Below are 24,325 nucleotides of genomic sequence, written 5' to 3'. Positions count from 1 at the left end.
ATCTGATCGTCCACCCTCGGCCGCGGGGACGGACGAGGTCAGGCCGGTCGCAGCCAGAGCGTCGCCAGCGGGGGCAGGCGCAGCGTGGCGGAGGCCGGGCGTCCGTGCCACGGCTCGTCGACCGCGTCGACCCGGCCGAGGTTGCCGACGCCGGACCCGGCGTAGGTCTCGGCGTCGGTGTTGATCACCTCGTCCCAGGCACCTGCCACCGGCAGGCCGAGCCGGTAGGACTCGTGGGGCACCGGCGAGAAGTTCGTGACGCATGCCAGGACGGAACCGTCGGAACCGTACCGCAGGAAGGAGAAGACGTTGCCGAGCGCGTCGTTGGCATCGATCCACTGGAAGCCGACCGGATCGGCGTCCTGAGTCCACATCGCCGGCGTTTCCCGATACACCGCATTGAGGTCACCCACCAGCCGCTTCAAGCCGGTGTGGTCGGGGGAGTCCAGCAGCCACCAGTCAAGCTCACGCGACTCGGCCCACTCCGATTCCTGACCGAACTCGCAGCCCATGAACAGCAGCTGCTTCCCCGGGTGCGCCCACATATAGGCGTAGTAGGCCCGCAGGTTGGCCAGCTGCTGCCAGCGATCGCCCGGCATCTTGCGCAGCAGCGAGCCCTTGCCGTGCACCACCTCGTCGTGGGAGAGGGGCAGCATGAAGTTCTCGCTGTACGCGTACATCATCGAGAACGTCATCTGATGGTGGTGATATTGGCGGTGGATCGGCTCTCGCGCCATGTAGTCGAGGGAGTCGTGCATCCAGCCCATGTTCCATTTCAGGCCGAACCCGAGGCCGCCCACGTGGGTCGGTTTGCTGACGCCGGGCCAGGCGGTGGACTCCTCCGCGATCGTGACGATGCCCGGCACGGTCTTGTAGGTCGTCGCGTTGGTTTCCTGCAGAAAGCTGATCGCGTCGATGTTCTCCCGGCCGCCGTGCACATTGGGCAGCCATGCGCCCTCGCCGCGGGAGTAGTCCAGATAGAGCATGGACGCAACGGCGTCGACCCGCAGCCCGTCGATGTGGTACTCCTGCAGCCAGAACAGGGCATTGGCGACCAGGAAGTTGCGGACCTCGTTGCGGCCGTAGTTGAACACGTAGGTGCCCCAGTCCGGGTGCTCGCCGCGGCGCGGGTCCTCGTGCTCGTACAGCGCCGTGCCGTCGAAGCGGGCCAACGCCCAGGTGTCCTTCGGAAAGTGGGCCGGAACCCAGTCGACCAGCACACCGATGCCTGCCTGGTGCAGCGCGTCGACGAGATACTTGAACTCGTCCGGCGTACCGAAGCGGGCGGTCGGCGCATAGTACGACGTCACCTGATAGCCCCAGGATCCGCCGAACGGGTGCTCGGCCACCGGGAGGAGTTCCACGTGGGTGAAGCCGAGTTCCCTGACGTACTCGGTCAGCTCGTGCGCCAGGTCGCGGTAGGAGCGGTCCTTGCGCCAGGAGCCCAGGTGCACCTCGTAGACCGACATCGGCCGGTCGTGCGCCGAGAACGACGATCGCCGATCCATCCATGCGGAGTCGTTCCACGTGTACTGGGACTCGTGCACGATCGAAGCCTGCGCCGGCGGGCGTTCGGTGCGGCGGGCCATCGGGTCGGCCTTCTCCTGCCACGTGTCGTCGGCGCCGAGGATCTGATATTTGTACAGGGTTCCGTCGCCGATGCCGGGAACGAATCCAACCCAGACACCGCCGCTCACCTGCCGCAACGGCGTGGTGATGCCGTCCCAGTGGTTGAAGTCGCCCGCCACCCGCACCTCGCGGGCGTTGGGCGCCCAGACGGCGAAGGAGACCCCGGCGACGCCGTCCTCGGTGCGGACGTGCGCGCCGAGCACCTCCCAGAGCCGCTCGTGGCGGCCTTCTCCGATGAGGTGGAGGTCCATTTCACCGATCATCACACAGGCTCCTCAGAAAGACGTCGTACGGCAGCGAGCGGGATGGGCAGCCAGGACGGCCGGTAGCGCGCCTCGTACACCACCTCGTAGACAGCCTTGTCGATCTCGTAGGCGGCCAGGAGCACGGCGTTGTCGCGAGGGTCGGTCCCCACGGCCTCCGCGTAGCCGGCGCAGAACGCGTCGCGGTTGCGCTGCGCCCATTCGTTCGCCCGGTAATTGATCTGGTCGTAGGCGGGATGGTCCTGGTCGTAGTCGGTGACCAGGAGGTAGCGGGCCGCGTAGTCGAAAGAACGCAGCATGCCGGCGACGTCGCGCATCGCGGTGTCCAACGCACGCCGTTCTTCCAGCGGCTTGGCCGGTTCTCCCTCGAAATCGACGATCTTCCAGCCCATCACGGTGCGCAGGACCTGTCCCAGGTGATAGTCGCCGTGCACGCGCTGGACAGGGATCGGGGTGTCCAGGCCGCGCAACGCCTCCACCCGCTCGCCGAGGCGGCCTATGTAGGGCTCCAGCTCGGGCACCACGGAGACCGCCTCTTCGAGCCGGCCCATCAGCAGGTCGGTTTTCGCGGCCAGTTCGGCCGTGCCGAAATACCCGCTCGGCAGTGCCTCAGCCATCGAGCGGTGGACGTGGGCGGTGGCTTCGCCGAGCCGGTGGGCCTCGCCGGCGAAATCCCCGCCCACTTCGTCGGCGTGCAGATCGCCTTCCGCATAGAGGTCTCGCACGCTTGTGGCGGCTAGTGCCCAGCCGTCCGACGCCGTGGTGAGGAAGGTCTGCAGCATGGCCAGGCTCGCGTCGTGTCCCGCGCCGGCGTCGTCGATCCAGCGGCCGTCCACCCAGCCGAGCAGCGGCGCGATGTACTCGCACCCCGCGCCGGTCAGCGCGTGGTGCACCTCGACATCCGGGTTCAGCCCGGGCTGCACCCGGCGGAAGACCTTGAGCAGGGCCACATCCCCGAACGCGATGGAGGTGTTGCTCTGCTCGACCGGCATGACCAGCGCGCTCTCGTCGACCGGAATCTTCGCGCCGTCCTCGGCGTGGAACGCGAGATCGCCGACAAAGGATCCGCCACCGGTGAACTGCTCGAGAAGGACCGCCGCGGCCTCCTTGTCATGCAGCGCGTCGTAGACGTGCCCGTCGCTGGTCTCACCGAGCTTGACATGTTCCAGCCGGGCGAGCGGTTCGCGCCTGATCACCAGCGGGATCTGGTACCTGTATCGGTGTTGGTCGCGATACACCTCGACGAGCAGGTGCCACACCCGTGGGTCTTCCTCGCGCAGGAGCGTCGCGGAGACGACGTGCACCTGGTCGACGGAAGATCGGCCGCTGAACCAGCGCTGCGTCGGCAGCCACGCCGGAAGCAGGGAGACCACCTGGCTGAGGCTCTCGTCGATGATCAAGGTGTCCCTTCCTCCGGCATCGGAAGCAGCCGGAACCAATAGAAGCTGTACGGTCCGAGGGTCAACAAGTAGGGAAGTTCCCCGATGCTCGGGAAACGAACGCCGCCGAGCAGTTCCACCGGCTGCATACCCTCGAACCGCCGTAGATCGAGCTCTACCGGCTGTGGGAAGCGGGACAGGTTGTTCACACACAGAACGATGTCGTCGCCGAAGTCGCGAAGGTAGGACAACACCGTGGGATTGGAACCGCCGAGGTCGGTGAACTCACCCAGACCGAAGGCCGGGTTCTGCTTGCGAACCTCGATCATCCGGCGGGTCCAGTGCAGCAGGGACGACGAGTTGGTCATCTGCGCCTCGACGTTGGTGACCTGGTAGCCGTAGACCGCATCCATGATCACCGGCAGGCTCAGCCGCCCCGGATCCGACGTGGAGAAGCCCGCGTTACGGTCCGGGGTCCACTGCATGGGTGTGCGGACACCGTCGCGGTCACCCAGCCAGATGTTGTCACCCATGCCGATCTCATCCCCGTAGTAGAGGACGGGTGAACCGGGCAGAGACAGCAGCAACGCGGTGAACAGCTCGATCTGATTGGTGTCGTTCTCCAGCAGTGGCGCCAGCCTCCGGCGGATACCGATGTTCGCCTTCATCCGCGGATCCTTGGCGTACTCGTTCCACATGTAGTCGCGATCTTCGTCGCTGACCATCTCCAGCGTCAGCTCGTCATGGTTGCGCAGGAAGATGCCCCACTGGCAGTTCGCCGGCTTGTCCGGGGTCTGCGCCATGATCTCGCTGATGGGATACCGGGACTCGCGCCGGACAGCCATGAAGATGCGCGGCATCACCGGGAAATGGAAGGCCATGTGGCATTCGTCGCCGCCGACGCTGGGGTCGCCGAAGTACTCGACCACGTCGGTGGGCCATTGGTTGGCCTCACACAGCAGGACCGTGTCCGGGTACTCGTCGTCGACCACCTTGCGGATCTGCTTGAGAAACGCGTGGGTCTCGGGGAGGTTCTCGCAGTTGGTGCCCTCCGCCTCGTACAGGTACGGCACCGCGTCGAGGCGGAAGCCGTCGACGCCCAGGTGGAGCCAGAATCGCAGGGCGTCGAGGATGGCCTCGCGTACCGCCGGGTTCTCGAAGTTGAGGTCCGGCTGATGACTGAAGAAGCGGTGCCAGAAGTACTGCTTGCGCACCGGGTCGAAGGTCCAGTTCGACGGTTCGGTATCGACGAAGATGATGCGGGCGTCCGGATAGTGGATGTCGTCGTCGGCCCACACGTAGAAGTCGCCGTACGGTCCGTCCGGGTCCTCGCGCGACGCCTGGAACCACGGGTGCTGATCGCTCGTGTGGTTCATGACGAAGTCGATGATCACGCGCATGCCCCGGCCGTGCGCGTGGTCGACGAACTCCGCGAACTGCTCGAGTGTGCCGAACTCGGGGAGCACGTTCTTGTAGTCGGAGACGTCGTAGCCGCCGTCGCGCAACGGCGACGGATAGAACGGCGGCAGCCACAGGCAGTCCACCCCGAGCCATTCGAGGTAGTCGAGCTTCTCCATCAGCCCCCGCAGGTCTCCGACACCGTCGCCGTCGGAATCGTTGAACGAGCGGACCAGCACCTCGTAGAAGACCGCGCGCTTGAACCACTCCGGGTCCGTGCCGCTGGCCGGAAGCGCGGACTCTTCGTGCACCCAGCTCACGGCTGCCACCGCCGCACCGTCAGCACGTGTGCGGGCTCGACGGCCGGGTCGAGCCGGACGTAGTTGTGCCTGCCCCAATTGAACGTGTCGCCGGAGAACTCGTCGTGCGCTGCGAACGTCTCGTGCCAGTCCAGTCCGAGTTCCGGCATGTCGAGCGACACCGTGGCCTCTCTCGGAGAGTGCGGATCGAGATTGACGACGGTGATCACGATGTCCTCTTCTGTGTGACCGGACTGCTCCGCGGGAACCTCCCGCTTGGAGAAACAGAGCATGTCGGGGTTGTCGATGTCGTGGAAGCGAAGATTCCGCAGCCGGTGCAGCGCGGGGTGCGCTCGGCGGATCTCGTTCAAGCGGGTCAGGTACGGCGCCAGGGACTGGCCCTCGAGTGGGCCTCCCGGCTCGTAGGCCTCCCAGTTCCGGGGCCGGTACTGGTATTTCTCCGAGTCGAGGTACTCCTCGCTTCCCGGCCGGACGGCGACGTGCTCGTACAGCTCGAATCCGGAGTACACGCCCCACGTGGGGGCCAGCATCGCGGCCAGGACCGCCCGGATCTTGAACGCGGCAGGTCCGCCGTACTGAAGGTATGCGTGCAGGATGTCCGGCGTGTTGACGAACAGGTTGGGCCGCATGTACTCGGCCGCATCCCGAAGCTCGGTCATGTAATCGGTCAGCTCGTTCTTGCTGTTCTTCCAGGTGAAGTACGTGTAGGACTGCTGGTAGCCGACCTTCGCCAGGGTGTGCATCATGTCGTGCCGGGTGAAGGCCTCGGCAAGGAAGATGACGTCGGGGTCGGTGCGGCGGATGTCGGCGAGCAGGCGTTGCCAGAAACTGACCGGCTTGGTGTGGGGGTTGTCCACCCGGAAGATCCGTACCCCGTGGGCCATCCAGTGCCGCACCACCAGGCGCACCTCGGCGTAGATGCCCTCCGGGTCGTTGTCGAAGTTCAGCGGGTAGATGTCCTGGTACTTCTTCGGTGGATTCTCCGCGTAGGCGATGCTGCCGTCCGCGCGCCGGGTGAACCACTCCGGATGTTCCGTCACCCACGGGTGGTCCGGGGACGCCTGCAGGGCAAGATCAAGGGCTACCTCCAGGCCCTGTTCCTTCGCGCTCTCCACGAACTCGTCGAAGGCCTCGATACCACCCAGATCGGGATGGACCGCGTCATGGCCCCCGTCCTCGGATCCGATGGCCCAGGGCACGCCGGGATCGTTCGGACCTGGGGTGAGTGTGTTGTTCGGCCCCTTGCGGAACGTGTGGCCGATGGGATGAACGGGAGGAAGATAGACGACGTCGAATCCCATCGCGGCGATGGCGGGCAGCCGCTTCGCGGCAGTCTCGAACGTCCCCGAGGTCCATGATCCGTCGTCGTGCCGGACAGCGCCCTCGGACCGGGGGAAGAACTCGTACCACGACCCGTAGAGGGCGCGCTCACGCTCGACGAGCAGGCTGAACGGGCCCTCCTCGGTGACGAGGTCCCGAAGCGGCTCGGCGGACAGGATGTCCGTGACCGCGGTGTCGAGCGCCGACGCGAGTCGCACCTCCGGTGGCCGGTTCCGGTCCCGCACCGCCCGGGCGGCGGTGCGCAGGACCCGGCGACTCTCGGTGTGCCCGCGGGGAAGGCTCGTGGCTGCGCGCTCAAGCAGCAGAGCGCCCTCGGTGAGCATCAGCTCGACGTCGATGCCCGCTTCGATCTTGATCTCGGCGGCGTGCCGCCAGGTGCCGAAGGGATCCGACCAGGCCTCGATGGTGTAGGACCACAGCCCTGGCGCGCCCGGGGTCAGGGTGGCGCACCACCGGTCTCGATGCGCCGGTCCGGTCCGGACCATCTGGACTCTCTGGTGGATCTTGCCCTGCGGATCACGCAGGACCGCGGTGGCGCCGACCGCGTCATGTCCTTCGCGGAAAACCGTGGCGGAGACGCCGAACCTCTCTCCGGTCACGGCTTTGGCGGGATACCGGCCGCATTCGACCAGCGGAGCGGCACTGAGGATGGGGATACGTCCAGTCATCACGAATAACGCTACCCATTTCGTGGATCTTATGTGGCTACGGCGAGAACTCTGTGCGGAGGCTACCGGGCACGGCCGGGGGACCCCCACCACGTGGTGGCGGACGTCACTGTCTCATGGTTGCACCTCCGCGTTTGTCTCTGGCGCGGAAGCGACTAACGTTTCCCGTCGTGCGAGCAATACGACGACTGACCGTCCGAACCGTCCTGCCCGAGCCACTGGCTCCGCTGGGCGAACTGGTGACCAACCTGCGCTGGTCCTGGCACCAGCCTACTCAGGAGCTCTTCGCGGCCGTTGACGCCGCAGTCTGGGACGAGGTCCGTCACGACCCGGTCCGGCTTCTCGGCGAGGTGCCCACGTCGCGGTTGGCGGAACTCGCCGAAGACCAGGAGTTCCTGAACTGGGTCAGGGACGTCCACGCCGACCTTCAGCGTTATCTGAGCGAACCGCTCTGGTACCAGGAAGGCCACGCCGACAACCCGTCGGCCATCGCCTACTTCTCGCCTGAGTTCGGGATTACCCACGTGCTTCCGCAGTACTCCGGCGGCCTTGGCATCCTCGCCGGCGACCATCTCAAGGCCGCGAGCGACCTCGGCGTGCCGATCATCGGTGTGGGGCTGCTTTACCGGCACGGCTACTTCGTGCAGTCGCTGTCCAGGGAAGGCTGGCAGCAGGAGCGCTACCCGGTCGTGGACCCGGACAACCTGCCGCTGACGCTGCTCAGGGAAGGCGACGGAACTCCCGCGCGGGTCACGGTGATGCTCCCGGAGGGACGCACGCTCGCCGCCGCGATCTGGGTGGCGCAGGCCGGGCGGGTCCCCCTGCTGATGCTCGACTCGAACGTGGAGGAGAACAGCCCGGCCGAACGCGAGGTTACCGACCGGCTCTATGGCGGTACCGGTGAGCACCGGCTGCTGCAGGAGATGCTCCTCGGCATCGGCGGGGTGCGCGCCGTGCGCGCGTACACCCGCATCACCGGTGCGCCGGCGCCCGAGGTGTTCCACACGAATGAGGGTCACGCGGGCTTCCTCGGACTGGAGCGCATCCGCGAGCTGACCGAGGACGGCGGGCTTGACTTCGAGGCCGCCCTGGAGACCGCGCGGGCCGGAACAGTGTTCACCACCCACACCCCGGTGCCCGCTGGTATCGACCGGTTCCCGCGTGACCTGGTGCGTCAGTACTTCGGTGGAGACAATGCCAGCCCCGGCGTCCCGGTCGAGCGGATCCTCGCGCTCGGTTCCGAGGACTATGAGGGCGGCGACCCCAGCGTGTTCAACATGGCCGTCATGGGCTTGCGCCTGGCTCAGCGTGCCAACGGGGTGAGCCGGCTGCACGGCCAGGTGAGCCGGGGCATGTTCGCCGGGCTGTGGCCGGCTTTCGACGAGAACGAGGTGCCGATTGCTTCGGTCACCAACGGCGTGCACGCGCCCACCTGGGTGGCGCCCGAGATCATCAAGCTCGGCGAGCCCAACCAGGCCGCACTGAAGGCCGGCGACTGGGAGAGCGCGGTGTCGGCGGTGCCCGACGAGCAGATCTGGTCGACCAAGCGCATCCTGCGTGAGCGGCTCGTCGTCGACGCCAGGCGGCGGCTGCGCAAGTCGTGGTGGCGCCGTGGCGCCAGTGCGGCCGAGATCGGCTGGATCGACGACGCGCTCGACCCGGACGTGCTGACCATCGGGTTCGCTCGCCGGGTTCCGTCCTACAAGCGGCTCACCCTGATGCTGCGCGACCCGGAGCGACTGAAGTCGCTGCTTTTGCACCCGGAGCGGCCGATCCAGATCGTGATCGCCGGTAAGTCCCATCCGGCGGACGACGGCGGCAAGCGGCTCATCCAGGAGATGGTGCGCTTCGCCGACCAGACGGACGTGCGGCACCGCATCGTGTTCCTGCCGAACTACGACATGTCGATGGCGTACCCGCTGTACCCTGGCTGCGACGTCTGGCTGAACAACCCGCTGCGGCCGTACGAGGCGTGCGGGACGTCCGGGATGAAGGCGGCGCTCAACGGCGGGCTGAACCTGTCCATCCGGGACGGATGGTGGGACGAGTGGTCGCACGGCGAGAACGGCTGGGACATCCCGTCCGCGGAGGGCGTGGAAGAGCAGGACCGCCGGGACGACCTCGAGGCGGCGGCACTCTATGACCTGATCGAGAGCGAGGTCACGCCCCGGTTCTACGACGTCGGAGCCAACGGCGTCCCCACCCGCTGGGTGGAGCTCATGCGGCACACTCTGACCTCCCTGGGGCCGAAGGTGCAGGCCACGCGGATGGTGCGGGACTACGTGGAGCAGCTGTACCGGCCGGCTGCCCGCGCCGGACGGGCACTGAACACCGACTACGACGGTGCGATCGCCCTCGCCCACTGGAAGCAGCGAGTGCGGGAGGCCTGGCACAGCGTCTCCATCGAACACGTCGAGAGCGCCGCCTCCGACGCTTTCGAGATGGGCGAGCGGTTGCAGCTGCGTGCATTCGTGTGCCTGGGAACATTGTCGCCCGACGACGTGGATGTGCAGGTGGTGCACGGGCGGGTCGGCCGGGACGACGAGCTCAGCGATCCGGAAGTCACGTCGCTGAGCGTCGCGGAGAGCTACGAGGCCGGCCGGCACCGGTTCGAAGGGGATGTTCTTCTGGACCGGACCGGGGCGTTCGGTTACACCGTGCGGGTGGTGCCGAAGCACGAGCTGCTCACCGGCGCCGAGCTGGGGCTGGCGGTGCTGGCGAGCTGATCCGGCGGCTCAGAGCTCGGCGCGCAGGAGCAGGCAACTGCGGCCGTTGAGGGACGCCGTGCCGCCGGCGTCCCGCTTCGCCAGGATCTCGCCGCCGGCGGTGTCGATCACCACCTCGTAGCGGCTCGCCCATGGATGGCCAGGGAGCACCACGCTGATGTCCTCAGCACCCGAGTGCAGCCATAGCAGAAACGAGTCGTCGACGACCCGTTCGCCTCGCGGCCCCCGGGTGCGGATGCCGTCGCCACTGAGGAACATGCCCAGCGTGCAGCGGCGCTGGTCGTGCCAGTCGTCGTCGGTCATCTCGGCACCGGAGGGCGCGAACCAGGCGATGTCTTTGCGGCCGCCGGGTTGCATCGGACGTCCCTCGAAGAACCGGCGCTGGCGGAACACGGGGTGCTCAGCGCGCAGGGTCAGCAGTGTGCGCACCAGCTGATGCAGGTCGGCATACTCGTCCAAGAGCGACCAGTCGACCCACGTGATCTCGTTGTCCAGGCAATACGCGTTGTTGTTCCCGTACTGGGTGCGGCCCATCTCGTCACCGGCGGTGATCATCGGGACGCCGGTGGACAGCAGGATCGTCGTCATGATGTTGCGCAGTTGCCGCCGGCGCAGCGGGCCGATCTCCGGGTCGGCGTCGGCTTCGAGCCCCTCCCTGCCGTGATTCCAGGAGCGGTTGTCGTTGGTCCCGTCGCGATTCTCCTCGCCGTTGGCGTCGTTGTGCTTCTCGTTGTAGGAGACCAGGTCGCGCAGCGTGAAGCCGTCGTGCGCGGTGACGAAGTTGATGGAGGCGTACGGCCTGCGGCCGTCGTCGGCGTAGAGGTCGGACGAGCCGGCGAGGCGGAAGGCGAGGTCGTGCACGCCGCCGGCCATGCACCTCCAGTGGTCGCGGACTGTGTTGCGGTACCGGTCGTTCCACTCCGTCCACAGGTGCGGGAACTCTCCCACCTGATAGCCGCCGGGGCCGACGTCCCACGGCTCGGCGATGAGCTTCACCTCGCGCAGCACCGGGTCCTGCTCGATCACCGTCATGAACGACCCGAGCATGTCGACATCATGCATGGAGCGGGCCAGCGCCGACGCGAGATCGAACCGGAATCCGTCCACCCGCATCTCGGTGACCCAATACCGCAGCGAGTCCATCACCAGCCGCAGCGCGTGCGGGTGGCTCACATCGAACGTGTTGCCGGTGCCCGTGTAGTCGACGTACCGCGACGGGTCCTCCGGGTCGAGCCGGTAGTACGCCCGGTTGTCGATCCCGCGGAAGCTCAGCGTGGGACCGCCACCGCCCTGTTCCGCCGTGTGGTTGTAGACCACGTCGAGGATCACTTCGAGACCAGCGGCGTGCAGTGCTTTGACCATGGCCTTGAACTCGGTGACCTGCCCGCCCGGCGCGTCGCCGGTGTAGTAGTCCGCGTGCGGAGCGAAGAAGCCGAGGGTGTTGTAGCCCCAGTAATTGGCGCTGCCCTGGCGCAGCAGGTGCGGCTCGCTGACGAAGTGGTGGACCGGCAGCAGCTCGACCGACGTGATACCGAGTCCCACCAGGTGCTCGATCACGGCCGGATGCGCGAGCCCGGCGTAGGTGCCGCGCAGCTCCTCGGGCACCTCCGGGTGGCGCATCGTGTAGCCGCGCACGTGTAGCTCGTAGAGGACGGTGTTGTCCCAGGGCACACGGGGCGGCTCGTCGTCGCCCCAGTCGAAGCCGTCGTCGCCGATCACCACCGAGCGGGGGACGAAAGGCGCGGAGTCCCTGTCGTCCGGATGGTCGGCGTCGACCGCGGTGTCGTCGTGGAGATAGTCACCGTCGATGGCGCGCGCATACGGGTCGACGAGGAGTTTCGCTGGGTTGAACCGCAAGCCGCGGGCGGGATCCCACGCGCCGTGAACGCGATACCCGTACCGCTGTCCGGGGCCGACGCCGGGGAAACGCCCGTGCCAGATGTCGAACGTGCGGTCCAGCAGCGGGATCCGGGTCTCGGTGTCGTCCTCGTCGAACAGGCACAGCTCCACCTGTTCGGCATCCGGCGCCCACAGCGCGAAATTGGTGGCGCCATTGTCGAACGTGGCTCCCAACGGGTGCCAGTGGCCGGGCCAGGGGATGGTCTGGGTCGGTCGCGGCATCGTCGCTTCGGTCACCGCTGCATTTTGCCAGCAAAGTCGCCGATAGGCTAAGGCTCCTGGTGACCCTTAGTGGCGGGCCGCCTAGGCTGCCGGGATGGCTGAACCGATACCGACCGCCGCCGACGTCGAGCGGGCCTGGCACGACAACACGCTGGCCCAGGTGCTTTACCACGACTGGGAGGCGGACACCTACGACCAGAAGTGGTCGATCTCGTTCGACGAGCGGTGCATCACCTATGCGCGGGACCGCTTCGAGGCGGTCGCCGGCAGCGCGGGCTGGCCCTACGAGACTGCCCTCGAGATAGGAGCCGGAACCGGATTCTTCTCGCTGAACCTCAAGCAAGCGGGAGTCGTCGACGAGGTGCACGTCACCGACATCTCGCCGGGCATGGTTCGGGCGGCCCGGCGCAACGCCCACATGCTCGGCTTCGAGATCGGCGGACAGGTCGCGCCAGCCGAGCGCTTGCCCTTCGGCGACGCCAGTTTCGATCTGGTCGTCGGGCACGCTGTGATCCATCACATCCCGGACGTGGAACTGGCGTTCCGGGAGATGCTGCGGGTGCTCCGCCCCGGTGGCAGGATCGTGATCTGCGGTGAGCCGACCAGGATCGGGGACCGGATCGCCCGTACCCTCTCCAGGGCGACCTGGTGGACAGCAACCCGGCTGACCAGGTTGCCTCCGCTGGCCCAGTCGTGGGGCAGACCAGCGGAGGAGCTCGACGAGTCTTCGCGGGCCGCGGCGCTCGAGGCCGTCGTCGATCTGCACACGTTCGATCCCGCCACCCTCGCGGCAACCGTGCGCCGTGCCGGCGCGGAGGACGTCCGGACCGTCACCGAGGAGCTGACCGCGGCCTGGTTCGGCTGGCCCGTCCGCACGCTGGAGTACGCGCTGAACCCGGACCGGCTCGGCTGGCGGTGGGCGATGTTCGCCTACCGGGGATGGCTCGGCCTGTCCGCTCTCGACCGGCAGCTGTCCCGTGTCGTTCCGGAGGAGCTCTATTACAACGTCTCGGTGACGGGACGACGGCCTGCCGACGTGGAACGGATGTAACGTCGGAGGGTGTTCCGCCGGCCACGCGACCCGCGCCAAGTCCGCTATCTCACTCCGTCGAGCCTCCGGTGGGTGCTGCGAAACCGGGCTTGGACGCCGTTCTACCTCGTCAGGTTCGCCCGACTGCTGCGGCTGCGGATCTTCCACCCGGAGGTCATCACCGAGGGGATGGTCTTTCTCGGCCGTGGGGCGAAGATCGGAGGACGACGCGGCTACGGCCGTGTTGTCCTCGGCCGGTGGGTCCACGTGGGCGACGAGACCCAGCTGCGCGCACACGAGGGGACGCTCAGGGTGGGCGACAAGGCTGTGTTCGGCAGGCACTCGACGGTGAACTGCTACCTGGATGTCGAGATCGGTGCGGCGACGCTGGTGGCGGATTTCGTCCACGTCACCGATTTCGATCATCGATTTCATGACCGTGGGGTCCCGATCAAGGATCAGGGAATCATCAAATCGCCGGTGCGAATCGGACCTGACTGCTGGCTTGGGGTGAAATGCACCGTGTTACGCGGTTCGCATATCGGTCAAGGCGCAGTTGTGGGCGCGCACGCCGTTGTGCGCGGTGAGATCCCGCCATTCGGCGTCGTCGGTGGCGTTCCTGCTTCGCTGATCAAATTCCGGCCGGGCGGACCGCCCGCCGATGGCCGTTGTCGTGATCAGAAGACATCGCGGCGATCCATGGGTCAACTGGCAAGAAGAGGCGCGGGGGGACGTGCGATGGGCGATCCTGATCGTCGGGTGAATCGCTCTCGTGACATTTAGCCGAAATGATGTTGAAAGAGCCGATCTCGACTCCACTGCTCGCGGCTTTTGAGGGGGTATCGTCCGCCGCGTTGTTGGTAAAGAATCGGTAACGGTTGGTTTTGAAGCGTGCGTCCGCGTGCGCCATCGCCATGGGGCATAAGTCTGGGTTCGGGCAGATATCCGCGCACGCGATTGTCCGCTTCGGCAGGTTCATGACAAATGCGCGCTAATTATCAAAAAAGTCTGCGGTGTCATGACATTTACGATGAGCCTTGTCAAACCGGTGTGGGCTTTTAACTGACATTGCCGGTACTTAGCGGTACCGTCAGGCGTCGGATTTTCTTGATAGCTCTCGCCCAATACATGGGTGGAGAGATGCTGACCTTTAGGGGAGAACACATGGCAGTACCCAACATCAAGGGGAGGCAGCGGCTCAGCCGAACGGCAATAGCCGCGGCCGTGATCCCCATATTCGCTGTGGGGACATCGCTGACGCCCGCGGCAGCCGCAGAAGGCGACTACTCGCGCGGGGCGGCACGGTTCCTCTCCGGCGAGATTCTGGGCCTGGACCTCGACAACGTCGCCGAGCTCGCTGGTGTCGAAGCCATCAACGACGGGCTCGACGAGACGGTCTTCGACGCGAACCCGCTCGACCTGACGGTTCTGAACACGCTGAACGTCACCATCCCCGGCGGTCTTCAGCTGCCGTTGAGCGACATCATCGAACTGGGCGCGGTGAACCAGTGGGCCGCTGCGGAGCCCGGCGCCACGTCGCACGCCGCCACAGGCGCGGTCGCCGACAACGGCGGCGTCGGCACCGGTGTGGAGGACGGGTTCCCAGGCAACGCGAACTTCGACCTCACCGATCTGCTCGGCGACGACCTCACCGATCTCATCGCCGACCTCGAGCTTGAGCTCGGAGCCATCTCTTCGGAGGCGCACGCGGTCGCCCCGGACGACCCCTCGGACGAGTTCGAGATCATCCGCGACTACGAGATCGCCGGTGGCGAGCTGATCCTCACCGTTCCGGCCGCGGCTGACCTGGCCGAAGCGATCGTCGAGCTGGTCGGGCCGATCGAGGATGCCCTGAACGACCTCGCTGGCCCCGACGGCGATATCGCGGCCTTGCTCGGCGGTGTGCTCGGCCTGCTCGAGATCGTGCCTGGCCTCGACATCGACGTTCAGGTCTCGATTGAGACAGCGCTGCAGGAGGCTCTGGAAGAGTTCCTCAGCACACCCATCGGTGAAGGAACCGGTGTCGAACTCGATCTGCTGAACGGCACCCTGACCATCGACCTCAACGAGCTGATCGACGGTGGCCTCAACGGCCAGCCGCCGAACACCCAGCTGCTGAGCAACGCGGTGATCGACGGACTTGCCGAGAACCTCGGCAATCTTCTCGACGGCTGGACATCTGACCTGGTGGACGTCCTGAACGGTGCCCTGGCGGCGGCTCAGCTCGACATCTCGTTGATGGCCTCCACCACCGTGGTGCTCCGAGAGGTCATCGATGTCTCTGCCAGCGGAACTCTGGCGGAGTTCCTGTCCGGTGACGCAGAGGTCGCCCAGGACTGCAGCGGTTTGCTGGCGCCGGCAGCGTGCACCCTGGCCGTGACCGCCCTCAACACCCTGCTCCCGACCATCGGCAACCTGGTGCTGGACACCGGCTCTGGCCTGATCACCACGCTAGGTGAAACCGTCGCCGGCCTGGTGGACGACCTCACCGACGTGTTGACTCCGATCGGTGAGATCCTCGCCGACATCATCTCGATCACGCTGAACTATCAGCCGGATCAGCCGATGAACTCGGTCGCCGCCCAGGCGCTGAGGATTGTTCCGACGTTCGACGTCGGAGCAGCGGACTTCCCGTCCGAGGAGCCCCTGGGTGTGGCCGCGTTCCAGATCACGCTGCTGCCGGAGGCCGACGCGGTGGGCATGACGGTCGCGTGGTCCGAAGTTGGTGTCAACATTCAGCAGGAGCAGGAGGTCGACGTCGACGCGGACGTGGATGCGGATGTCGACGCGGACGTGGATGCGGATGTCGACGCTGATGTGGATGCGGATGTCGACGCTGATGTGGATGCTGACGTGGACGCGGATGTCGATGCGGACGTGGACGCTGACGTGGACGCTGAAGTTGACGTGGACGCCGATGTGGACGCCGATGTGGACGCGGATGTCGATGCGGACGTGGACGCGGACGTGGACGCTGATGTCGATGCGGACGTGGATGCTGACGTGGACGCGGATGTCGATGCTGACGTGGACGCCGATGTCGATACCGATGTGGACGCGGATGTCGATGCCGATGTGGACGCGGATGTCGATGCGGACGTGGATGCTGACGTGGACGCGGATGTCGATGCTGACGTGGACGCCGATGTCGATACCGATGTGGACGCGGATGTCGATGCGGACGTGGATGCGGACGTGGACGCCGATGTGGACGCGGATGTCGATGCTGACGTGGACGCGGATGTCGATGCCGATGTGGACGCCGATGTGGACGCGGATGTCGATGTCGATGCTGATGTCGATGCGGACGTGGATGCCGATGTCGATGCTGATGTCGATGCGGACGTGGATGCCGATGTCGATGCGGACGTGGATGCGGACGTGGACGCGGATGTCGATGCTGATGTCGATGCGGACGTGGATGCCGATGTCGATGCGGACGTGGATGCGGACGTGGACGCCGATGTCGATGCGGACGTGGATGCTGACGCTGAGACCGACGCGGATGCTGACGCCGAGGCCGACGCTGACGCGGATGCTGAGACCGACGCGAATGCCGATGCGGACGCCGACAACGACGGTCTGCCCGACACGGGTGCCGGCAACATCATGCTGATCGCGATGGTGGTGGCGCTGATGCTGGCTGCAGGTGTGGTGGTCTTCACCGCCAGCGGCCGGCGTAGCGAGCTCGTCGAGTAGCGAGCGACTATCCGACGAATGGACGGTGGGTCCACACCAAACGGTTGGTGTGGACCCACCGGCTTTCGTGATAGCTCTACAGGAGTGGGTGGGCGAGCCGGAGAGAACGGCTTGTAAGGCAGAGATCGAGAGCGTGCATCGTTAAGGGGCACTGAATGCAGCAGACACGACCGGCCTGGCTGAAATTCCTGGCCGGTGCGCTCGGCATCGTGCTGACGGCACATCTGGCGGCGACGGCGCTGTTCGTGGGTCCGGACAACGCTGCCAAGAGTGCCGTGAAGGAACCCCTCGATTCCTACATGCTGCCGTTCTTCCAGCAGAACTGGAGCTTGTTCGCCCCCAACCCGATCAGCACAGAGCGGTCCCTGCTGGTTCGGGGCTGGTTCGACGATGAGCGGCACACCGAGTGGGTGGACGTCACCGATCTGGAGATCAAGGCAGCCGTCCTGCACAACCTCACGCCCTCTCGAGTCGGTATCGTCACCCGCCGCCTCGCGACCCGTATCGGCCAGCAACACGGACGCTTGAACAGCGAGGAGCGCCGGGCGCTCGCAAGCCATTACCACTCGGACGCCTGGGATCGGCTGAAGGCTCGGTTGATGCAAGCAGAGGACAGATCTCCGTCCGGCCGCATCTCGTATGTCCTGCGCTACGACGAAACCATCACCGCCTATGCGACACAGTTCGCCTACGCATACTGGGGCGAGGACGCGGGCTTGACGTACGTCCAGTTCAAGACCGAGGAGTATCCAGCACCGCGATTCGCAGACCGGCACCGTGATATCGAACCCGAGCCTCGGTCCCGTGAGTTCGGCCGGAGGCCGCTGGTCGAGTTCGACAACCAGGATCGGGAAGCTTTCGCGGCGGCGATCGAGAGGTTCACGCGGTGAGTGAGATTCAAGCGCCGGTCAAGCGGTCCAACCCTGTCGGCGACAAGATCATGCCGGTTCTCCAGGATGGCGAGGATTGGCTGCTCGGCGCGAAACGGGCCACCTACGGCATCGCCCTCGTGCGCATTCTGTTCGGCCTCACCGCTCTGGGCTTCCTGGCGGCCAACTGGCTGAACCGGCACTATCTGTGGGGTGACGCCGCCCGCTGGCTGGAGCCCATCGACGACAACGGTGGCTTCAGCTGGCCGTTTACGATGATCAGCGGCGGAAGCAGCCAGTTCGAGCTGGACGCCAAGCTGGCCGTGATCGCCGTGCTGCTGGTGCTGCTTGTTCTCGGCTGGCGCACGCGTCTCCTTGCGCCGATCATCCTGGTGCTCTGGGTCAGCCTGATCGAGTCCCAGCCGATATACGGAGACCAGAGCGACAACATCTTCCGGATCCTGTTCTTCTACATGTGCTTCGCCGACATGTCCGGCAGATGGTCGCTGGACGCCAGGAGGCGCGCCAAGCAGACCACCGGGGAGTGGAAGAGTCCGATCCAGCTGCAGGTGAAGCCTCAGCTGCGGGAGAACGCGGCGCGCGTGGCAGTGCTGTTCCACAATCTGGCCATCGTCGCCATCGGTGCCCAGATCTGCATGATCTACCTGGCCTCCGGCCTGTACAAGGTCCAGGGAGAACGGTGGCAGGACGGCACCGGCATTTACTACCCGCTACAGGTGTCGCAGTACTCGCCGTGGCCGGCGATCAACGAGCTGCTCGGCGCCAGTGCCCTGGCCGTCATGATCGCCACCTACTTCTCGGTGTTCATCCAGGTATTCTTCCCGTTGATGCTGCTGCGCCGGTCGACGCGGATCATCGCCCTGCTCGGCGTCGCGGCCATGCACCTCGGTATCGCCTTCATCATGGGACTGCCGTTCTTCTCGATGTTCATCATGGCGGGCGACATGATCTTCATCCGTGATGCGACTTACACGAGCATCCAGGACTGGGTCAGACAGCGTTGGCACGAGCGGCGCCGCCGCGACCGTCCGGGTGCCGGCACGCCTTCGGCGGAACTCGAGCAAAGTGCGGCCGAACATGTGGTCCAGCAACGGGAGCGCAAAGAAGCCGTCGGAATCGTCCGAACGGTCCGCACTGATACGTGATTCGGTGCGTGCCGGCGGATGTGGCTGGCCCGTCGTGGTGGCCCCGTCCTCCGAATTCGCCCTACCTCATGGCGCCGGCATCTGCCGGCGCCATTTTGTCGCGTTGGTGAATACGGTAGGCCGGCACGCGTGTGAGCTGCTTGAGGGCAGATGAGTGAAATGTCCAGAATAGGACACTACGGCCCTATGGTCCTATTGTCGCATTCCTCACTGACCAGTGCCTGGACGGTCATAATTTATGTCCGAACGGACGATCATTACCCATGCGACAAGCGAACTTCATGCCGATAGTGTCTTGGTCATGTCGCGGCGAGCGCTGTCTAACTTTCATGGCCGCGACACCTTTTGGTACTGCCCTAGGGGAGAAGGCATGACGTTTGAAAGTGCAAGGCGTCGACGGTTGCTGTCCAGCACCGTCGCCGCAGGGGCGATAACCGCCCTGGCGTCGACGAGTCTGGCGATGCCAGCGTCGGCGGACGAAGGAGACTACTCGCGCGCTGAAGCGAGGTTCCTCGCCGGTGAACTGCTCGGCGTCGACCTCGACGACATCGTCGAGCTGGCCGGTGTTGAGGTGGAGAACTTCGGTACGCCGGAGCCTGAGACCGACGCCAACCCGCTGACTGTCGAGCTGCTCAACTCCATCGAGCTCGACATTCCAGGCGGACTTCAGCTTCCGCTGAGCGACATCATCGAGCTCGGCGCCGTCAACCAGTGGGCGACGGCCGAGGACGACGCGACCTCGAGCGCCGCGACCGGCGCGGTCGCGGACAACGGCGGCGTCGGCACCGGCGTGGATGCCGGGTTCCCCGGCAACGCCAACTTCGACCTCACCGATCTTCTCGGTGAGGAGCTCACCGACCTGATCGCGGACGTCGAGCTCGAGCTCGGCGCGATCTCGTCGGAGGCGCACCTGATCGGCCCGACGTCCGAAGGCGACGTCTTCGGAACGGGCAACGAGTCCGACGAGTTCCAGCTGCACCGCGACTACGAGATCGCCGGCGGCTGGCTCCACGTTCAGATCCCGGCGCTCGGTGAACTCATGCCGGAGATCCTGGACACCACGGGTTCGATCGACGACCTGCTGAACAGCGTGCTCGGAGAAGACGGCGCCCTGGGCGATGCCCTCGGGACCCTCGGCGTCCTCAACTCGGTCCTGAACCTTCTGGGTGCCAGCCTGGATCTGGACATCAGTGTCGACACCGACATCGAGGGCGCGGTCGAGGAGCTGCTCAGTTCGACGATCGGCGGTTCGGGCATCGAGCTCGACCTGACGACCGGCACGCTGAGCATCGATCTCAACGAGCTTCTCGACGGCGGGCTGAACGGCCAGGCGCCGAACACCGAGCTGCTCAGCTCGGCTGTCATCGGTGGCCTGCTCGACAACCTGAGCGACCTGCTGAGCGACCTGCTCGGCGACATCGTCGACACGGTTTCCACCGCGCTCGACGCTGTCAAGCTCAATGTGTCGCTCAACGCGTCATCTATCGCTGGCACGCTCGACCTGAGCCTGAGCGGAACGCTCGACGAGATCGCCTCCGGCGATGCCCTGATCGTCGACAACAGCACCGGCGTCGTTGGTACCGTGTCCGGCTTGGTGAGCGGTGTGCTCAACGCGGTGGTCAGCATTGTCGCCGGCGTCCTCGACGACGCCACGGCGCTGGTGGACGACCTCAGCGGCACGCTGAACGGCCTGATCGGTGACCTCGGACTCGAGGACACCCTGGAAGACGTGTTCGATCTTCTGAGCGACATCCTGTCGATCAAGCTGAACTACCAGCCGGATCAGCCGAACGCGAGCGCTGCCGCGCAGGCCCTGCGTACGGTGCCCACAGTCGACTTCGAAGCGGCGGCTCTGGAGTCCGGTGGCCCCTTCCGCGTTTCGGCGCTGTTCGTGAATGTCCTTCCGGAGAACAGCCTGGCCCAGATCGACCTGGCTCGTTCCGAGGTCGGCGCGAACGTGGCGCAGGAGCAGGAGGTCGACGCGGACGTGGACGCGGACGTGGACGCCGATGTGGACGCGGACGTGGATGCCGATGTGGACGCTGATGTGGATGCCGACGTGGACGCTGATGTGGATGCCGACGTGGACGCTGATGTGGATGCCGACGTGGACGCGGACGTGGACGCGGACGTGGACGCGGACGTGGACGCGGACGCTGAGGTTGATGCGGACGCTGAGGTTGATGCGGACGCTGATGCCGAAGCTGACGCGGATGCGGATGCAGATGCCGACGCGGATGCCGATGGCGACCTGCCCGACACGGGTTCCAACGTGCTCTGGCTGCTGCTGATCGTCGGCCTGCTGGCTGCGGGTGGCTACACCTTCTACACGGTCAGCCGCAACCGCCGGATGGCGGCTCAGGGGTGAGTTCTTAACCCCCGAGTAGGTCATTGACCTCATGGGAGGGGCCGGCGCCGTGAGGCGCCGGCCCCTCCGTCGTCGTCGGGCGGCTTATGGCCGAGCCGGCATGTCGTCTACCCTGGCGGGCGTGTCAGACGTGACGGATCAACGCGCGGCGCGGATTGCCGTGCCACCGATCGCCCGCGGGGTCGCATTCTTCCTCGTGGGCCTTCTCGGCATCCACGTCGCTGTCACATTTCTGTGGAACGCCCCGTCGAATCCGATCCGGGAGGCCGTGAACGAAGAGGTCCGCGGGTATATCCGGCCCTTCTTCCAGCAGAATTGGAGTCTGTTCGCCCCGAATCCGGTGAACAGCGAGGACGAGATCCTCGTCCGTGCCCGGCTGCGTGATCCGGCATCGGGAGATCTGCGCACCACCGAGTGGGTCTCGGCCACGGGCTTCGAATGGACTGAGGTGCGCGGTAGCCCGGCCCCCTCCCGGGCTAGCCGGCTGTCGTCGAATCTTCATCGCCGTCTCAACTCGGCGTGGAACCGCCTGAGCGACGCGCAACGCGAGATCATGGCCGCCGACTACGCCGACATGAGCAACTGGAAGCCCCTCGCCGAGGACCTCATCGAGGAACAAGGCGGTGAGTCGTCGTCGAGAGTGGCGACGATGGTTCGTGCGGACCGCGTCGCCACCGGCTACGCCACCCAGGTGTCGAGAGCGATCTGGGGCGATGAGGTCGAGTCTGTCCAGATCCAGTTGCAACGCACTCCGGTGCCTCGCTGGGACGATCGCCTCGAACCCGAACCGGAGGACCCGCGCCGGACGTACCGGGACTTCGGATGGCGGCCGACTCTCGACGCGGAGGGTCAGGACGACGACGCCTTCGCCCGGACCATGCAGAGGCTGGGGGCGGCACGATGAACCCGGTCAGTCTGATCGACCGTGGCGAGCGGTGGCTGTTCGAGGGGAAGAAGGCCACCTACGGGCTGTCGGTGATGCGGATCCTTCTCGGTGTCGCGGTTCTCGGCTCGCTACTGGTGAACTTCGCGGACCGGCACTACGTGTGGGGCGCCGGCTCGCGGTGGCTGCTTCCCTGGGTAGCGGTCGACGAGTGGGAGTTCCCCTTCACTGCCATCTTCTCCGAGACGGACTCGGGGATGGTGTTCACCCTCAAGTACCTGGTCCTCGGCGTGGTGGCCGTGCTGTTCACGCTCGGCTGGCGAGCCCGGATCGTCACGCCGGTCCTCCTTCTCCTGCTGGCCAGCATGATGCGGCTCAATCCGCTGGCGACCGACGCCGGAGACAATCTGGTCCGGATCGCGCTGCTGTTCATGTGCTTCGCCGACATCTCGGCTCACTGGTCGCTCGATGCCCGCCGGCGTCGGCGTACACCGAACGCGCGGGAGATTCTCGACCGCTGGCCGGCCTGGCCCGGTGTGCTCTTCCACAATGTCGCCCTGATGGCGATCGCCGCCCAGGTGTTCTTCGTGTACGTCGTCTCGGGCATGTCGAAGGTGCGGGGATCGATGTGGCAGGAAGGCGTAGGGCTCTACTACCCGCTGCAGATCGACCAGTACGCGGCCTGGCCGGGCCTCAACGAGATGGTGTACACCAGCGGCGTCGTGGTGACCATCGGCAGTTACGTCACCGTGTTCGTCCAGCTGTTCTTCCCGCTCCTGCTCATGCGGCGCATCACCCGGGTGGTCGCCCTCCTCCTGCTGTTCGGCATGCACGTGGGGATCGCGGTGACCATGGCGCTGCCGTGGTTCTCCCTCGCCATCCTGGCGGCCGATGCCATCTTCGTGCGCGATCAGACCTACACGGCCTTCGCCGCCTGGCTGCGGCGGCAGGTGGCCCGGATCCGGGCACAGGCGAGGACGGACGCCCAGGCGCCGGATCCGCGTGAGCCGGCCGGCCCCGAGCCGGAACGCCCGCAGGAGGTGCCTACTTCGCGTACAGCTCGTCCCGCTCCACGCTGAGCCGCACCGAGCCGTCGGCCACGTCAGCCACCTGGTCGCCGATCACGAAGATGTCGGTGGGCGACATCGTGCGACTCACCTTGAGGTAGCCCAGCCGCCGGGCCCGTTCGGCCACGTGCTCGGGAAGGTCGTCGCTGGTGAATGCCTCGGCGATGTGTCCGAGTATGGTGGGCGGATTGTCTCCGGCTTCCTGACCAGCACCCGTGACCGCCTCGGGGTCACCGAGCTTCATCTCCTGAACGGTACCGATCTCCTCGCCTGTGACGTCGAGGACCGGCATGCCTTCGCGAGCGGCAGCCATCCGCTCGGTGCCGGTGTCGCCAGGTGTCTCCGTCATGTCGCCCTTCTTTCATTCGAGTTCCCGTACATCGGATGATGTGCTGATCGAGTACCCGCTACCGCTGACGGGTAACGTCAGCGCGGTGCGCCGGTGTGACATGTTCCACTGCGCAGATCCGGCGCGCAGGTGTTACCCGTGAGTAACAAGAGGTACGATCGTGGCGACCACGAAAGGCCGTGACCCAGTTCGACGCCGCCTTTCGTCCACGCCAGAGGCAGCGCAGGAGGTTGTGGCCCGATCATGAAGATCGTCACATTGGTGAAGCACGTGCCGGACGCGGCGGCGGAGCGCACATTCGACGGCTCCGACAACACGACAGATCGTACGGGCGTCGACGGCATCCTGTCCGAACTCGACGAGTACGCCCTCGAGGAGGCGCTGAAGATCTCCGAGACCGCGGGCGACACCGAGGTGATCGCCGTGACCATGGGGCCTCAAGGCGCGCTCGACGCGGTGAAGCGAGCCTTGCAGATGGGTGCCGGCGCAGCGGTGCACATCGTCGACGACGCGCTGCACGGCTCCGACGCGCCCGCCACGTCGGAGGTCCTCGCCGCCGCCATCCGCAAGATCGGCGACGTGGACCTCGTCGTCACCGGTATGGCCTCCACCGACGGCGGCATGGGGGTCGTCCCCGCGATGCTGGCGGAGCGGCTGGGCGTCGCCCAGGTCGGATTCGTGGGAGAGTTCACCGTCGGCGACGGCAAGATCACTGCTCGCCGTGACGCCGATTCCACCGAGACGGTCGAGGTGCGGCTGCCGGCCATCGTCTCGGTGACGGATCAGATCAACGAGCCGCGCTATCCGTCGTTCAAGGGCATCATGGCGGCGAAGAAGAAGCCGGTCCAGACGTGGAGCCTTGCCGATCTCGAGGTCGATCCGTCCACGGTCGGCCTGGCCGCCGCCTGGACGGCGGTCGAGACCGTCGTCGCTCGCCCAGCGCGCACGCAGGGCGAGATCGTCACCGACGAGGGCGACGGCGGCACCAAGCTCGCCGAATACCTCGCCAGCCAGAAGTTCATCTGATTCACGGCTCTTAGGGAGAGCAC

General features: G+C 66.1%; 16 protein-coding genes. 10 read left to right on the top strand and 6 right to left on the bottom strand.

Annotated features, from left to right (window positions below):
* Positions 1-38: 38 nt before the first annotated feature.
* The 4 genes from glgB to G1H11_RS19045 are packed head-to-tail and all read right to left on the bottom strand — an operon-like array spanning position 39 to position 6,998.
* The gene (glgB, locus tag G1H11_RS19060) at positions 39-1,892 is read right to left on the bottom strand and encodes a 1,4-alpha-glucan branching protein GlgB (protein WP_163820184.1); all 1,854 of its coding nucleotides are present in this window, start codon (positions 1,890-1,892) and stop codon (positions 39-41) included.
* Positions 1,892-3,292, bottom strand: coding sequence for a maltokinase N-terminal cap-like domain-containing protein (locus G1H11_RS19055; protein ID WP_174257786.1), 1,401 nt, complete (start codon positions 3,290-3,292; stop codon positions 1,892-1,894). The genes glgB and G1H11_RS19055 overlap by 1 nt, the downstream gene beginning before the upstream one ends.
* Positions 3,289-4,998, bottom strand: coding sequence for a maltose alpha-D-glucosyltransferase (treS, locus tag G1H11_RS19050; RefSeq protein WP_163820183.1), 1,710 nt, complete (start codon positions 4,996-4,998; stop codon positions 3,289-3,291). Before treS ends, G1H11_RS19055 begins: the two co-directional genes overlap by 4 nt.
* Positions 4,986-6,998, bottom strand: coding sequence for an alpha-1,4-glucan--maltose-1-phosphate maltosyltransferase (locus G1H11_RS19045; protein ID WP_163820182.1), 2,013 nt, complete (start codon positions 6,996-6,998; stop codon positions 4,986-4,988). Before G1H11_RS19045 ends, treS begins: the two co-directional genes overlap by 13 nt.
* A 170-nt stretch (positions 6,999-7,168) precedes the next feature.
* Between G1H11_RS19045 and glgP the strand changes: the two genes are divergently transcribed.
* Positions 7,169-9,724: an alpha-glucan family phosphorylase gene (glgP, locus tag G1H11_RS19040; RefSeq protein WP_163820181.1), complete on the top strand. Its 2,556-nt coding sequence runs from the start codon at positions 7,169-7,171 to the stop codon at positions 9,722-9,724.
* 9 nt (positions 9,725-9,733) lie between these two features.
* Here glgP and glgX read toward each other — a convergent pair whose 3' ends face one another.
* Entirely contained in the window at positions 9,734-11,845 is a 2,112-nt protein-coding gene (gene glgX / locus G1H11_RS19035) for a glycogen debranching protein GlgX (RefSeq protein WP_163820262.1), read from the bottom strand.
* A 94-nt stretch (positions 11,846-11,939) separates the two neighbouring features.
* Here glgX and G1H11_RS19030 point away from each other — a divergent pair, with 94 nt between their 5' ends.
* The 8 genes from G1H11_RS19030 (at position 11,940) to G1H11_RS18995 (ending at position 22,939) form a co-directional block, all read left to right on the top strand.
* Positions 11,940-12,896: a class I SAM-dependent methyltransferase gene (locus G1H11_RS19030; protein WP_163820180.1), complete on the top strand. Its 957-nt coding sequence runs from the start codon at positions 11,940-11,942 to the stop codon at positions 12,894-12,896.
* Positions 12,897-13,142: 246 nt separating this feature from the next.
* Positions 13,143-13,658 carry an acyltransferase gene (locus tag G1H11_RS19025; protein ID WP_216843923.1) on the top strand — a complete coding sequence of 172 codons (516 nt, stop codon included), beginning with the start codon at positions 13,143-13,145 and terminating at the stop codon, positions 13,656-13,658.
* 381 nt (positions 13,659-14,039) lie between these two features.
* On the top strand, positions 14,040-16,574 hold the full coding sequence (locus G1H11_RS19020) for a choice-of-anchor G family protein (protein WP_163820178.1): 2,535 nt from the start codon (positions 14,040-14,042) through the stop codon (positions 16,572-16,574).
* 155 nt (positions 16,575-16,729) lie between these two features.
* A complete protein-coding gene (locus tag G1H11_RS19015) occupies positions 16,730-17,464 on the top strand; it encodes a DUF5819 family protein (RefSeq protein WP_163820177.1) in 735 nt (244 codons plus the stop codon).
* A complete protein-coding gene (locus G1H11_RS19010; RefSeq protein WP_163820176.1) occupies positions 17,461-18,609 on the top strand; it encodes an HTTM domain-containing protein in 1,149 nt (382 codons plus the stop codon). Before G1H11_RS19015 ends, G1H11_RS19010 begins: the two co-directional genes overlap by 4 nt.
* 370 nt (positions 18,610-18,979) lie before the next feature.
* Positions 18,980-20,977: a choice-of-anchor G family protein gene (locus G1H11_RS19005; RefSeq protein ID WP_163820175.1), complete on the top strand. Its 1,998-nt coding sequence runs from the start codon at positions 18,980-18,982 to the stop codon at positions 20,975-20,977.
* Between the two features lie 121 nt (positions 20,978-21,098).
* Complete coding sequence (locus G1H11_RS19000; RefSeq protein WP_163820174.1) at positions 21,099-21,881, top strand: DUF5819 family protein; 783 nt, start codon at positions 21,099-21,101, stop codon at positions 21,879-21,881.
* On the top strand, positions 21,878-22,939 hold the full coding sequence (locus tag G1H11_RS18995; RefSeq protein ID WP_163820173.1) for an HTTM domain-containing protein: 1,062 nt from the start codon (positions 21,878-21,880) through the stop codon (positions 22,937-22,939). Before G1H11_RS19000 ends, G1H11_RS18995 begins: the two co-directional genes overlap by 4 nt.
* Here G1H11_RS18995 and G1H11_RS18990 read toward each other — a convergent pair.
* Entirely contained in the window at positions 22,905-23,276 is a 372-nt protein-coding gene (locus G1H11_RS18990; protein ID WP_163820172.1) for a hypothetical protein, read from the bottom strand. The genes G1H11_RS18995 and G1H11_RS18990 overlap by 35 nt on opposite strands.
* A 243-nt stretch (positions 23,277-23,519) precedes the next feature.
* Here G1H11_RS18990 and G1H11_RS18985 point away from each other — a divergent pair, with 243 nt between their 5' ends.
* Complete coding sequence (locus tag G1H11_RS18985) at positions 23,520-24,302, top strand: electron transfer flavoprotein subunit beta/FixA family protein (protein WP_163820171.1); 783 nt, start codon at positions 23,520-23,522, stop codon at positions 24,300-24,302.
* The last annotated feature ends 23 nt before the right edge of the window (positions 24,303-24,325 follow it).

Source organism: Phytoactinopolyspora alkaliphila (assembly GCF_010550695.1).
GTDB classification, from domain to species: Bacteria; Actinomycetota; Actinomycetes; order Jiangellales; family Jiangellaceae; genus Phytoactinopolyspora; species Phytoactinopolyspora alkaliphila.
Note: the sequence above shows the minus strand (reverse complement) of the source record. Positions and strands in the feature narration are given on the sequence as shown.